This is a genomic window from Bradyrhizobium acaciae, assembly GCF_020889785.1.
GTDB classification, from domain to species: domain Bacteria; phylum Pseudomonadota; class Alphaproteobacteria; order Rhizobiales; family Xanthobacteraceae; genus Bradyrhizobium; species Bradyrhizobium acaciae.
Genome location: NZ_JACMYK010000007.1, coordinates 17,834 through 30,889, shown reverse-complemented (window position 1 = coordinate 30,889; position 13,056 = coordinate 17,834). Strand labels below are relative to the sequence as shown.

General features: G+C 65.0%; 14 protein-coding genes and 1 pseudogene. 10 read left to right on the top strand and 5 right to left on the bottom strand.

What is annotated here, in order from left to right; genetic code table 11:
- Window positions 1-96 precede the first annotated feature (96 nt).
- The 4 genes from H8A92_RS05430 (at window position 97) to H8A92_RS05415 (ending at window position 3,330) form a co-directional block, all read left to right on the top strand.
- Window positions 97-996, top strand: a complete 900-nt coding sequence (locus H8A92_RS05430; protein WP_229194816.1) for an alpha/beta fold hydrolase — start codon at window positions 97-99, stop codon at window positions 994-996.
- Between the two features lie 123 nt (window positions 997-1,119).
- Window positions 1,120-1,923 (top strand): isocitrate lyase/PEP mutase family protein, encoded by an 804-nt coding sequence (locus tag H8A92_RS05425; protein ID WP_229194815.1) that lies wholly within the window; start codon window positions 1,120-1,122, stop codon window positions 1,921-1,923.
- A gap of 253 nt (window positions 1,924-2,176) precedes the next feature.
- Window positions 2,177-2,737, top strand: a complete 561-nt coding sequence (locus tag H8A92_RS05420; protein WP_229194814.1) for a thiamine pyrophosphate-binding protein — start codon at window positions 2,177-2,179, stop codon at window positions 2,735-2,737.
- Window positions 2,737-3,330 carry a thiamine pyrophosphate-dependent enzyme gene (locus H8A92_RS05415; RefSeq protein WP_229194813.1) on the top strand — a complete coding sequence of 198 codons (594 nt, stop codon included), beginning with the start codon at window positions 2,737-2,739 and terminating at the stop codon, window positions 3,328-3,330. Before H8A92_RS05420 ends, H8A92_RS05415 begins: the two co-directional genes overlap by 1 nt.
- Window positions 3,331-3,485: 155 nt before the next feature.
- Here H8A92_RS05415 and H8A92_RS05410 read toward each other — a convergent pair whose 3' ends face one another.
- Window positions 3,486-4,409, bottom strand: coding sequence for a LysR family transcriptional regulator (locus H8A92_RS05410; RefSeq protein WP_050423797.1), 924 nt, complete (start codon window positions 4,407-4,409; stop codon window positions 3,486-3,488).
- Window positions 4,410-4,561: 152 nt separating this feature from the next.
- Here H8A92_RS05410 and H8A92_RS05405 point away from each other — a divergent pair.
- From H8A92_RS05405 to hisC, 4 genes and pseudogenes are all read left to right on the top strand, one after another.
- Window positions 4,562-5,730: pseudogene (locus tag H8A92_RS05405) on the top strand (acyl-CoA dehydrogenase family protein).
- An 11-nt stretch (window positions 5,731-5,741) separates the two neighbouring features.
- Window positions 5,742-6,842, top strand: a complete 1,101-nt coding sequence (locus tag H8A92_RS05400) for a CaiB/BaiF CoA transferase family protein (RefSeq protein WP_229194812.1) — start codon at window positions 5,742-5,744, stop codon at window positions 6,840-6,842.
- A 28-nt stretch (window positions 6,843-6,870) separates the two neighbouring features.
- Window positions 6,871-7,722, top strand: coding sequence for an HTD2 family dehydratase (locus H8A92_RS05395; protein ID WP_229194811.1), 852 nt, complete (start codon window positions 6,871-6,873; stop codon window positions 7,720-7,722).
- A gap of 103 nt (window positions 7,723-7,825) precedes the next feature.
- Entirely contained in the window at window positions 7,826-8,878 is a 1,053-nt protein-coding gene (hisC, locus tag H8A92_RS05390; RefSeq protein ID WP_229194810.1) for a histidinol-phosphate transaminase, read from the top strand.
- A 21-nt stretch (window positions 8,879-8,899) separates the two neighbouring features.
- Here the strand turns inward: hisC and H8A92_RS05385 are convergent, their stop codons facing one another.
- The 4 genes from H8A92_RS05385 to H8A92_RS05370 are packed head-to-tail and all read right to left on the bottom strand — an operon-like array spanning window position 8,900 to window position 11,907.
- Window positions 8,900-9,193 carry a putative quinol monooxygenase gene (locus tag H8A92_RS05385; RefSeq protein WP_229194809.1) on the bottom strand — a complete coding sequence of 98 codons (294 nt, stop codon included), beginning with the start codon at window positions 9,191-9,193 and terminating at the stop codon, window positions 8,900-8,902.
- A 27-nt stretch (window positions 9,194-9,220) separates the two neighbouring features.
- Window positions 9,221-10,594 (bottom strand): epoxide hydrolase family protein, encoded by a 1,374-nt coding sequence (locus H8A92_RS05380; RefSeq protein ID WP_229194808.1) that lies wholly within the window; start codon window positions 10,592-10,594, stop codon window positions 9,221-9,223.
- Window positions 10,591-11,241, bottom strand: a complete 651-nt coding sequence (locus H8A92_RS05375) for a cysteine hydrolase family protein (protein ID WP_229194807.1) — start codon at window positions 11,239-11,241, stop codon at window positions 10,591-10,593. Before H8A92_RS05375 ends, H8A92_RS05380 begins: the two co-directional genes overlap by 4 nt.
- A 57-nt stretch (window positions 11,242-11,298) precedes the next feature.
- Window positions 11,299-11,907, bottom strand: coding sequence for a VOC family protein (locus H8A92_RS05370; protein WP_229194806.1), 609 nt, complete (start codon window positions 11,905-11,907; stop codon window positions 11,299-11,301).
- Between the two features lie 134 nt (window positions 11,908-12,041).
- On the opposite strand from H8A92_RS05370, the gene H8A92_RS05365 reads away from it, so the two are divergent.
- Both H8A92_RS05365 and H8A92_RS05360 read left to right on the top strand, forming a co-directional pair.
- Complete coding sequence (locus H8A92_RS05365) at window positions 12,042-12,527, top strand: winged helix-turn-helix transcriptional regulator (RefSeq protein WP_229194805.1); 486 nt, start codon at window positions 12,042-12,044, stop codon at window positions 12,525-12,527.
- Window positions 12,528-12,608: 81 nt separating this feature from the next.
- Entirely contained in the window at window positions 12,609-12,992 is a 384-nt protein-coding gene (locus tag H8A92_RS05360) for a tautomerase family protein (protein ID WP_229194804.1), read from the top strand.
- The last annotated feature ends 64 nt before the right edge of the window (window positions 12,993-13,056 follow it).

The following is a 13,056-nucleotide window of genomic DNA, read 5'->3' as shown; positions in this document are numbered from 1 at the left end:
TAATATGTGCGCTGCGCACAAAAAACAACTTGACCATATATGTGCGCTACGCACATATTTATCGGAAAGCAGGCAAGACCAAAATGGAGAACAGCGATGACGATCCGAAGCACCGCATTGGCAACGCCTGAGGCCGCCGGCAGCGAACCCGCGCTGAAATACGTGCAGGCCAACGGCGTGCGGTTTGCCTATCTCGAACAGGGCAGCGGTCCGCTCGTCATGTTCATGCACGGCTTCCCCGACAATGCCTGGTCGTATCGAAAGCAATTGCGGGTGTTCGCCGATGCCGGCTATCGCGCGGTTGCGCCGTTCCTGCGGGGCTATGCGCCGACCGAGATTCCGGCCGACGGCATCTTCGATCCGATCGCGCTGGGCAGGGATCTCGAAGCGCTGATCGCGGCGCTGAGCGACGACGGACAGGCGCGCGTCGTCGGCATGGATTGGGGCGGCACGTCGACCTTTCAGGCGCTGGCCACGGCGCCGTCGGCGATCAAGGCCGCGGTGGTGATGAACACCGCGCACCCGATCACAATCCCGAGCCTAAGGAGCGATCCCGATGCCGTTCGATCGGTCTTCCATGTCTATTTCTTTACGGTGCCTGGCGCTCACTCGGCGGTCAACATCGAGGGACTTCCCTTCGTCGACTACCTTTGGAAGTTGTGGTCGCCGACCCTCGAGAACGACGAGCATCTCCGCTCGGTCAAGGAGACGCTCAGCTCTCCAGGCACGATGAAGGCGGCGCTGAAATACTACAATGGCCTGGTCGATGCGGGCGTTGTGGGCCGGCTGCCGATCACCGACATGCATACGCCGACGCTGACGATTTATGGCGGCAACGATCCGACGGCGCGGTATTCGATGAAGGAAGAGCCGCTCTTCAAGGGGCCACATCAGCGCGTTGTCCTGCCCGATGTCGGGCACTTCCCGCACCTCGAGCGTGAGGCCGAGGTCACCGGCCTGATCATGGAATGGTTCAAGACCCACGCCCCCGATTGAACGCAGATGGCGGACGCTGGTCAGCGCCACCTGCCGAACGAAATCGCCGCCTTTGGCACGGATGCCCGACCAGGGCGGCGTTGACGACAACGTCATCAGATTCTCTGAACAGGAGTGCGCGCAATGGACGCCACAAGACAGCAGCAATATGCCGAAGCGTTTCACGGTCTTCACAAGCAGGGCGATCCGCTCGTGCTGTTCAACGCCTGGGACGTCGCCACCGCCAAGGCGATCGCGAAGTCCTCGCCGGCGGTCGCGACCAGCAGCGGCGCCGTCGCAGCCGCGCTCGGCTATGCCGACGGAGAAAACGCCCCGCTCGGCATGGTCGAGGGCCTGGTCTCGCGGATGACCGCTTCGGTCCCGGTTCCGGTATCGATCGATCTGGAGGCAGGCTATGGCGACACGGCGGAGGCAGCCGCGAACTCGGCGGCCCGGATCCTGAAGGCCGGCGCCATCGGCATCAATATCGAGGACGGGCTTGTTGGCGGAAAGCGGCAACTCGCTGATCCCGCGCAGCATGCCACGAAGATCGGGGCTGTGCGCGACACCGCGCAAACACTCGGAATTCACCTCTTCATCAATGCCCGAACCGACCCGTTTCTGCTGAAGTTCGGTTCGCCGGAGCAATGCCTGAATGAAGCGGCAAAGCGTGCCAAGGTCTATGCTGATGCCGGCGCCGATGGAATCTTCGTACCCGGACTGACCGACCTCGCGCTGATCGAGAAATTCGTTCAGCTCACGCCGCTGCCGGTCAACATCATGGTGACGCAAGGTGTCCCCGAAATCAGGGACCTTGCCCGCGTCGGTGTCCGCAGGGTGAGCCTTGGGCCGTGGCCGATGATGGCGGCGATGCGTGCCATCGGACAGGCCGCGGCCGCGGTCGCCACCAGCAAGCAGTACGGCACGTTCCTGCAGCCGAATGCCTGAACGGGAGATCGTCTGCCCCGTCATTGCGAGGAGCGAAGCGACGAAGCAATCCATCCGTCCACGCATGCGGATGGATGGATTGCTTCGCCGAGCCTGTCATCGGGCGCGCATTCGCGCGACCCGTTGGCTCGCAATGACGGGGTATACAATTCCGGCATAGCTGCACGAAACAGATGCGACGGGAGCTAAACCGCCCCGTACGCTAATGCTTCCGGTGTGAGGACGCGCCCATGCGCGTCCCCAGACCGAGGCCATGATGGACCAGATTGCCGTTCACCAGGACAGCGCGACCGGCAGCGACTGGCCGGTTGCGATCTACCGCACGCTGAAGAGCTTCGGCGTCGCACAGGTGTCCTACGTCCCGGATGCGGGACACTCCAAGCTGATCAAGCTGTCGCACGCGGATGCCGACATCAAGACCACGGTGCTGACGACCGAGGAGGAAGGCGTGGCGATGGCCGCCGGCGCCTGGCTCGGCGGCGACCGCGCCGTGCTGTTGATGCAATCGAGCGGTGTCGGCAACTGCGTCAACATGCTGTCGCTGATGGCGAGCTGCCGCTTCCCGCTGCTGACGCTGGTGACGATGCGCGGCGAATGGGCCGAGTTCAATCCCTGGCAGATCCCGATGGGCCGCGCGACGCCGCAGGCCTTCGAGATCATGGGCACCACGGTGCTGCGGCTGGAGAATCCCGACGACGCCGAGGAAGTGATCTCGGCTGCGGCCTCGCTCGCCTATGACGGCGACCAGCAGGTCGCGGTCTTGATCTCGCAGCGGATGATCGGCCGCAAGAAGTGGACCAAGGAGACGCACTGATGTCCATCACACTTGGCACCCTCGACCGCCGCGCCGCCGTGAAGGCGCTGCTCGCCGACCGCGGCGATCTGCTCGTGATCTCCGGGCTCGGCTCCTCGTCCTATGACGTGTTCGATGCCGGCGAGCACGCGGGCAATTTCTATCTCTGGGGCGCGATGGGCGGCGCGGCGATGGTCGGGCTCGGCCTCGCGCTGGCGCAGCCGAAGCGGCCGGTGCTGGTCGTCACCGGCGACGGCGAGCAGCTGATGGGGATCGGCAGCCTCCTGACCACCGCGACCAAGCAGCCCGGCAACCTCTCGATCGCGGTGCTCGACAACGGGCATTTCGGCGAGACCGGGATGCAGCCCAGCCACTCCGGCCTCGGCGCCAGGCTAGAGGTGATCGCGGCCGGCGCGGGGATCGGCAATGTGTCCGATATCGCCGACATGGCCGGCATCGAGCGCTTCCGCAACAGCTTGCGCGATCTCGGCGGCGGCCCGCGGCTGGCGCGGATCAGGATCGCGGCCGGCGAAGTCGAGCGCGCGCTGCCGCCGCGCGACGGCGCCTATCTGAAGAACCGCTTCCGCAGTCATCTCGGCTTCAAGGTGAGCTGAGATCTAATGTACACAGCGTCGTCATTGCGAGGAGCTCGCGACAAGATTGCAAGGCAATTTTGCGCTGAAGCGACGAAGCAATCCATGCCTCCGCGTATGCCGCGCGATGGATTGCTTCGCTTCGCTCGCAATGACGGAAATCAGTGCCACCGCGCTCAGGCGAGCTGGATATCCCAGAGCCCCTCGGCGCGGCACGCGGCGACCTCGTCGCGCAGCAATCGTGCGATCAGCGTGATCGCATTGGAGCCGGGATGCTCGACCGGCGAGGCCAAAGTCAGTTCGCGCCGCGGTGCCGGCCGCGCGATCGGCGCGGTCTCGAGCCGGCCCTCCGCGACCTCGCCGCGCACCGAGGACGGCGGCAGCATGGTGTATCCGAGCCCCTCCTCGACCAGGCTCGTCAGCACCCGGAACGAATCCGCCTCGAGCTTGACGTCGAGCGTGACCTTCTTCTTCGCCGCTGCGTGCTCGATCATGGCGCGGAGCCCGTGCGAATGACTTGGCAGCACCAGGCGCTGGCGCAGCAGCCAGCCGATGTCGACCTGCTTCTTCTGCTTCAGCCCGCTGCCGCGCGGGCCGACCGCGACGATCGAGTCGCGGCCGAGGCTCTGCACCGCCAGGTGCAGATCGACCGACGGACCATAGATCACCGCGAGATCCATCTCGCCGCGATGCAGCCATTCGATCAGATGGCCGCTGTAGCTTTCGACGATGCAGAGCGAGATGCCGGGATAGCGCTCCACGGTGCGCCGCGCCAGCCGCGCCGAGATCACACAGCTCACCGTCGGCACCAGCCCGAGCACGACGCGGCCGGACGGCGCGCCGCCGGCGGACTGGATGTCGTCGCGGATCTGGTCGATCTGCCGCACGATACCGCCGGTGCGTGCCAGCAGCAGCCGGCCGGCATCGGTCAGCACCATGCCGCGGCCATTGCGCGTGAACAATTCAGTGCGCAGCTCGTGCTCCAGCAGCTTGATCTGCCGGCTCAGCGCCGGCTGCGCGACCCGCAAGGTGTCGGATGCCTTGCTCAGACTCCCGAGTTCCGCGACGCACGCAAAGGTCCTAAGCTGGCGGAAATCCATACTTGCCAATCCTGGAAGGCAGGTTCATACGCTATAACAAAACAGCATAGGGAGTTTACCGGGGCCCCACAACAGCGGGCGTTTTCTTCATGCGAGCCGGTTTCCGTTTCGCTTGAAAACGCCTTGGTGCAACCTCTCGGCAAGACGAAGCAATGACCACACACGATCAGCACACCGACGACCACACCGACATCCGCGACGCCGTTGCAAAGCTCTGCGCGCAGTTTCCCGGCGAATACTGGCGGAAGCTCGACCGCCAGATGGCCTACCCGAAGGAATTCGTCGATGCGCTGACGGAGGCCGGCTATCTCTCGGTCCTGATCCCGGAGGAATATGGCGGCGCAGGCCTGAAACTGTCTGCGGCGGCGGCGATCCTGGAAGAGATCCAGCGCGCCGGCTGCAATGGCGGCGGCTGCCACGCGCAGATGTACACGATGGGCACGGTGCTGCGGCACGGCAACGACGCGCAGAAGGCGAAGTATCTCCCGAAGGTCGCGACCGGCGAATTGCGGTTGCAGGCGTTCGGCGTCACCGAGCCGACCAGCGGCACCGACACCTCCTCGCTGAAGACCTTCGCGCGCCGCGAGGGCGACCACTACATCGTCAACGGCCAGAAGATCTGGACCAGCCGCGCCGAATATTCCGACCTGATGATCCTGCTCGCGCGCACCACACCGAAGGAGCAGTCGAAGAAGCGCACCGACGGGCTCTCGGTGTTCATCGTCGACATGCGCGAGGTGAAGGGCAAGGGTCTGGAGATCCGCCCGATCCGCACCATGATGAACCATGCCACGACCGAAGTGTTCTTCACCGACATGAAGGTGCCGGCGGAGAACCTGATCGGCGAGGAAGGCAAGGGTTTTCGCTACATTCTCTCGGGCATGAATGCCGAGCGCATCCTGATCGCGGCCGAATGCGTCGGCGATGCCAAGTGGTTCATCGCCAAGGCCACGAACTACGCCAAGGAGCGCAGCGTGTTCGGCCGCCGATCGGCCAGAATCAAGGCATCCAGTTCCCGATCGCGAAGGCCTACGCCTCGATGCGCGCGGCGGAATTGATGGTGAAGGAAGCCACCCGCAAATATGAAGCCGGGCTCGACTGCGGCGCCGAGGCCAACATGGCCAAGATGCTGGCGGCGGATGCCTCCTGGGAAGCGGCCAATGCCTGCGTGCAGACCCACGGCGGCTTCGGCTTCGCCGAGGAATACGACGTCGAGCGCAAGTTCCGCGAAACCCGGCTCTACCAAGTGGCGCCGATCTCGACCAATCTGATCCTGTCGTTCGTCGCCGAGCACGTGCTCGGTATGCCCCGCTCCTATTGAGTTCTCTGATCATGCTGCCGCTTGAGGGATTGACCGTCATCGCCGTCGAACAGGCGGTTGCCGCGCCGTTCTGCTCGTCACGCCTGGCCGATGCCGGGGCTCATGTCATCAAGATCGAGCGGCCCGAGGGCGATTTCGCCCGCGGCTACGACGCTGCAGCGAAAGGCCAGAGCAGCTATTTCGTCTGGCTCAATCGCGGCAAGGATTCCGCGGTGGTCGATCTCGCCACCAAGGAAGGCCGCGCGCAGCTCGAGGCGCTGATCGCTGGCGCCGACGTGCTGCTGCAGAACCTCAAGCCCGGCTCAATGGACAAGCTCGGCTTCTCGCGCGAGCGGCTGCGCAAGGAGTATCCGAAGCTGATCATGTGCACGATCACCGGCTACGGCGATACAGGCCCCTATGCCGACCGCAAGGCCTATGATCTCCTGATCCAGGCCGAGAGCGGCCTTGCCTCGATCACCGGCGGCCCCGAGGGCGCCTCGCGCGTCGGCATGTCGATCGTCGACGTCGCGACCGGCGCCACCGCGCATGCCGCGATCCTCGAGGCGCTGATCGGCCGCGGCCGCACCGGCCAGGGTGCCGACATCCGCATTTCGATGTTCGACGTGATGGCCGACTGGCTCACCGTGCCGCTGCTCAATGCCGAGGACGGCAAGTCGCCCAAACGCATCGGCCTCGCCCATCCCTCGATCGCGCCCTACGGCGTGTTCCGCTCCAAGGATGGCAAGGAGATCCTGATCTCGATCCAGAGCGAACGCGAGTGGAAGACGCTCTGCGCCAAGGTGCTGGGCCAGCCGGGCCTCCCCGACGATCCGCGCTTTGCCAACATGGTGGAGCGCGTACGCAACCGCGCGCTGACCGACGGAATCGTCAGCGACAGCTTCGGCAGACTGACGCGCGAGGAATTGCTGACCAAGCTCGCCGAGGCCGACATCGCGTTCGCCGAGGTCAACAGCATGGACGATCTCGCGAAGCATCCGCATCTGCGCCGCATCGAGGTCGACACGCCGAACGGCAAGGTCAGCTATCCCGCGCCAGCCGCGATCGTGGTCGGCGAGGACAGGCACTACGGCAAGGTGCCCGCGATCGGCGAGCGCACCGGACGTTCCTGAAATCCCTCCTGCCCCGGGCAAGACAGTCATGACCGATAAACTCGACCTCGATCATCTCCGCCAGTGGATTGGCAAGACCACCGAAGCTTCCGACGTCGTCACCAAGTACCTGGTGATGGGGCTGCGCGCGACGCTGTTCCAGGAGATCGGCGAGCCGAAGGCGGGCGACGCCGCGCCGTGGACCACGCATTGGTGCCTGGCGCAGCCGGTGTTTCCGATGTCGCAGCTCGGACCGGACGGCCACCCAACCCGCGGCGGCTTCCTGCCGCCGGTGCCGTTGCCGCGCCGGATGTGGGCCGGCGGCGAGCTCGAATTCTTCGACTGCTTGCGGATCGGCGACGAGGCCAAGCGAACCTCGCGCATTGCCGACGTCACGGTGAAGTCGGGCTCGACCGGCACGCTGTGCTTCGTCTCGGTCAATCACGAGGTGACGACGTCGCGCGGGCTTGCGGTCCGCGAGCGGCAGGACATCGTCTATCGCGAGATGACGAGCACGCCAGCCGCCGCGCCCGCCAAGGCGCCGCCTCCGCCGGTCGCGCAGCATCGCGAGAGCCACGTCTCTGATCCGGTGCTGCTGTTCCGTTACTCGGCGCTGACCTTCAACGGCCACCGCATCCATTACGATCGCGACTACGTCACCAAGGTGGAGGGCTATCCGGGGCTGATCTTCCACGGCCCGCTACAGGCTTCCTTCATCGTCGAGCTCGCCGCCAAGCTGCGCGGCGGCAAGCCGCCGAAGAAGCTGTCCTATCGCGGTGTGCAGCCGCTGTTCGAAGGCAGCGAGTTCTCGATCAATGCCAACGACAAGGACGGCGGCCTGGAGCTGTGGACGGCGAATGCCGAGGGGCAGCCGACCATGAAGGGCACCGCGACCTGGTAGGCCGCGAGCGCGACCCACATCAGACTGCCAAGGATTAAAGGGGCGCTTTCATCAGCGCCTTGTATTCCGTATTGTGGTCGCATTCATCCCTGGATCGCAGATCATGAGTCGCTTCTGGAGTTCGGTCGTCCACAATCTGTCGCCATACGTGCCCGGCGAGCAGCCGAAGATCGATGGCCTCATCAAGCTCAATACCAACGAGAATCCCTACCCGCCGTCGCCGCGCGCGGTGGCGGCGATCACAGCGACGACGGATCGCCTGCGGCTCTATCCGGATCCGCGCGCATCCGCCCTGCGCGAGGCAATCGCGGCGCGCCATGGCGTCACGGCGGACGAGGTATTCGTCGGCAACGGCTCGGACGAGGTGCTGGCTCACACCTTTCCGGCGCTGCTGAAGCACGACGCGCCGCTGCTGTTCCCGGACATCACCTACAGCTTTTACCCGGTCTACTGCCGCCTCTACGGCATCAGCTACGAATTGGTGCCGCTCGATGCCGCGATGCGGATCGACCTCGCCGACTACCGGCGGCCGGGCAGCGCCATCCTGCTGTGCAATCCCAACGCGCCGACCGGCATCGCGCTGCCGCGCGCCGCGATCGAGGCGCTGGTCACCGAGCAACCGGACCGGCTGGTGGTGGTCGATGAGGCCTATGTCGACTTCGGCGCCGAAAGCGCGGTGCCGCTGGTGGCGCGCCACGACAATCTGCTGGTCATCCAGACGCTCTCGAAGTCGCGCGCGCTGGCAGGACTGCGCGTCGGCTTCGCCATCGGCCAGCGCCCGCTGATCGAGGCGCTGGAGCGGGTGAAGGACAGCTTCAACTCCTATCCGCTGGATTGTTTTGCGATCGCAGGTGCAGTCGCCTCGATCGAAGACGACGCGTGGTTTGATGAGACGCGGCAACGCATCATCAGGAGCCGCCAAGCGCTCACCAGCGGTCTCACCGAACTCGGCTTCGAGGTGCTGCCGTCGCTGGCGAATTTTGTGTTCGCCCGCCATGGCGCCCATCGCGGCGCCGATCTGGCCGCGAAGCTGCGCGAGCGCGGCGTCCTGGTCCGGCATTTCCAGAAGCCGCGGATCGAAGATTTCCTGCGCATCACGGTCGGCACGGACGATGAGTGCGGCCGCCTGATCAGCCTGCTGCGTCAGATCGTCTGATCTTTCACCCGCGCCGGAGGTCTAGGCGGCCGGCGTGCACCGCGTCGCGCTGATCTTGACGCCGAGCCTTGCTGACTCCTTGCGGAACTGCGTGATCGACCGCGCATTGCGATGCGCCTCGAATGCGGCGTCGTCCTGATAGACCTCATAGATCAGGAGCTTCGCGGCATCCTCGCGCGGCACCAAGATCTCGAAATGCAGCGTGCCCGGCTCATCCCTGAGGGAGCGGGCGCCATGCGCCGACAGCAGCGACTGCACCTGATCGCGCTTCTCCGGCGCGACTTCGACAGTGGCGATGAGTGCAAGCTTGGACATGATGGATACTCCTTTTGGGGTGCGTTCTCAGATCAGTTTGCGGAGCGGCCGGAACGCGTCGCGAACCTCCCGGCTGAAGATGTCGGGCTGCTCCCACGCCGCGAAGTGACCGCCGGCTGCGGCCTGATGGAAGTAGATCAACTTGTGATAGGCCTTTTCCGCCCAGCTGCGCGGCGCCACAAAACTCTCGCCGGGGAACGCGGTGACGGCGGCGGGGATCGTGACATTGGCCGGCAGATACAGATTGGTCTTGTTTTCCCAGTACAGGCGTGCCGAGGAAATCGCGCTGTTGGTGAGCCAGTACAGCGTGATGTTGTCGAGCACGTCGTCGCGGGTCAGTGCACCGGCGGAATGGCCGTTGACGGCATGTCCGAGCACGGCCGATTGCATCGCCGAGGCCGGCTGGGCATAGCCGTCGCCGTGGTCGAGCAGCCAGGCGGCGAGGCCAGCCGGCGAATCCGCGAACGCCGCAAGCGACTGCGGGCGCGTGCCCATGATCTGCGCGTAGGCGCGCCGCTTCGCGAACTGAAGCTTGATCTGGTCGAACGCGTGCCGCTCCTCTGCGGACAGATTGTCCGGCGCGGGGCCACCGGTCGCGACCGCCTTGAACACCTCGGGCGGAACGACGCCGGGCAGGTTGACATGGATGCCGAGCAGTTCCGGCGCACCCAGCTTGGCCATTTCATTGGAGACCGGCGAACCCCAGTCGCCGCCCTGCGCCACGAACTTCGTGTAGCCGAGCCGCTTCATCAACTGGACCCAGGCACGCGCGATGCGCTGCGGATCCCAGCCCGTCGCGGTCGGCTTGCCGGAGAAACCGTAGCCCGGCATCGACGGGATCACGAGATGGAACGCATCCGACGCGCTGCCGCCATGCGCGGTGGGATTGGTCAGGGGATCGATGATCTTCATCTGCTCGATGACCGAACCGGGCCAGCCATGCGTGACGATCATCGGCAGTGCGTTGTCGTGCTTCGAGCGAACGTGAATGAAGTGGATGTCCAGCCCGTCGATTTCGGTGATGAACTGCGGCAAGGCGTTGAGCCGCGCCTCGACTTTCCGCCAGTCGTAGTCGGTCTGCCAGTAGCGGACGAGATCGCGCAGCATGGCCTGCGGGACGCCCTGGGAGTCGTCGTTGACGGTCTCCTTGTCGGACCATCGCGTCGCCGCCAGGCGGCGGCGAAGGTCGACCAGGTCTTCCTCGGGGAAGTCGATGCGGAACGGGCGGATCGCATCATTGGCGGCTGCCGCGGCGGGATGCGAGGGGAACAGGCTGGCGGCAGCGGCGGCGGCAAGGCCGAACGCCGCGCCCGTGAGCAGCTTGCGTCTGTCGTGGTCGATCGCTTCCGGCGTCGGTTGGCTGATCGCGATTGCAGCTGCTGTATTCGATGTCGTGGTCATTTGACTGTCTCCCTGGAAGCGGAGGCCGCCGGCAAGGCCGCGATCGCCTCCGTGGTTTTCAGGATAGAATGGGCGTAGGTCGGGCCGTTCAGCTCGTGCGCGGCGTGCATCATGTCGTGCGAGAAGGCGGCGGTGGCGTCGCGCACCAGCGTCACGTGATAGCCGAGCTCCATCGCGAAGCGGGCGGTCGATTCGATGCAGGTGTTGGCCAGCAGCCCGACCACGATCACATGCGTGATGCCCTTTTGCTTCAACAGGAAGTCGAGATTGGTATTGGCAAAGCCGCTCTGCCCCCAGTGCTCCCCGGCGATCAGATCGCCGGGCTTGGGCGCAAAATCCGGATGCCACTCCCCGCCCCACTCGCCGCGCGCGAAACTGTGACGCTGCATGATCAGGCGCTGGCTCGGATTGGGATGATCCCAGCCCTCATAGTCACCCGGCTCCCAGCGACGGTGCGGGACGATGACCACCTGAATGCCGGCGGCCCGGACTGCACGATCGAGCCGGCGAAGGTTGTCGAGCAGCCCGACCTCGTCGGCGATCGGCTTGATGCGCGGAAACACCTTGCCGCCCTCGGACAGGAAATCATTGTAGGGGTCGACGAGAAGCAGCGCGGTTCGCTCGCGTGGATAGACGGTCTCGGACATCGATCGCTCCCTGGCCATCAGGCGGCCGGTTGGATTTGCTGCAACGACGCAGCTCGTTCACTCCGGCAGCGGCTTGCCGGCCTGTTCGCGGACGATGTGGTCGGCGTACCAATCGGGCCAGTTTGCATCGTGCCCGCCGGTCCGCTTCTCGTGCTCGCCATGGGCGATGGCTGCGCGGCGCAGCGCCGCCGCAAGATCCGCGGATGAGGAGAAGTTCGTGCTGTTGCCGTCGACGCGCCCGGGCAGGCGCTGCGTCACCTGCTGCAGCAGCCAGACATTGCCGTCGGGATCGTTGAAGGTGGCGAGCGCGCCGTAGCTCGGCCGCTGCGGACCCGGTCCCTTGATGCGGCCTTCCGGACCGCGGTGAAACACCTCGCTGACATCGGCGCCTCGCGCGATCAGCTCGGCACGCGCCGCCTCGATGTCGTTCACGATCAGGAAGCGTGGCAGCGCGGATCCCGAGCCGAGATGGATCGAGGTCGGCGAACCCGGAGGCGTCAGCTGAACCGCGCGTGAGCCGTCGGGCCTGACGAAGTCGGCATCAAGCCGCCAGCCGAGATCCTGGTAAAAGCGCTTGGCGCGGTCGACGTCCGAAACGGGAATGACGACGACCTCGAGCTTCAGATCGACTGACGCTGCTGCCTGGCCTTTGCTTTCCGTGGTCATGGCTCGCTCCCTTTGCGCTGATCGGTTGGGCCGGTGGGCCCCATTGCATTCGCGGTGGTGATACGCTATTTTACTATGAAAATCATAGTAACAAGCCCGATGAAGAAAACGTGATGATGAAAATCAGGGACAACATGGCTGACCAAACGCTCTGTCCTGTCGCCCGCGCCGAAACCGTCGTGGGCGACCGCTGGACCGTACTGGTTCTGCGTGAACTGTTCGCGCGAAATCATCGGTTCGAGGAGATCCAGGCGCAGACCGGGGGCACGCCGCAAATGATCACGGCGCGGCTGAAGAAGCTGGAGGCGGATGGGCTGCTGACGCGGCGGGTCTACAACAAGCGTCCGCTGCGCCACGAATATCACCTCACCGAGAAGGGCGAGGCGTTCTTTCCGGTGCTGATGGCGCTGCGCGCCTGGGGCGAGGCCTGGTGCAAGTCCCCCAGGGAAGGCCGCGCCATGAACTACACGCACCTCACCTGTGGCAAGCCGGCCGGACTAGGCCCGGTCTGCGAATCCTGCGGCAAGCCGGTCCGTCGCGAAGACATGGTCGGAGAACGGACCGCCAAATATCAAAAGGAGCGCGACGCACGATGGGACGCCTTCAAGGCGAGCCGCTGATTCTTCGGGCCGCCGATCGCCGTCACACTGCCGAAGGATCTCGATCACGCGGGGCGCGCCCGCACAACACAGGAGACCACCATGCCATTCGTTCGTATCGACCTGAAGCGCGGCAAGTCCGCCGAGTATCGCAAGACGCTGGGCGAGATCGTCTACAAGGCGATGCGCGAGGTGATCAACGTGCCCGAGAACGACAAGTTTCAGGTCATCACCGAGCATGACCGCGGCGACCTGAACTACGCCGACAACTATCTGGGCAACACCTATAGCGACGATCTCGTCTTCATCCAGATCACCATGAACGCCGGGCGCACGGTCGAGATGAAGAAGGCGTTCTACAAGCGGATCGTGGACGACTATCAGAGCCGGTTGCAGGGGCGGCCCGACGATGTCGTGATCAACCTCGTCGAGGTCGTCAAGGAGAACTGGTCGTTCGGCCACGGCATCGCGCAATACGCAAGCTGAACGCAGAACAGGAATGCGCCGGACGGACGGCCGCCTCCCCGGCGGCTCGCCTTCCGCCGCTTGC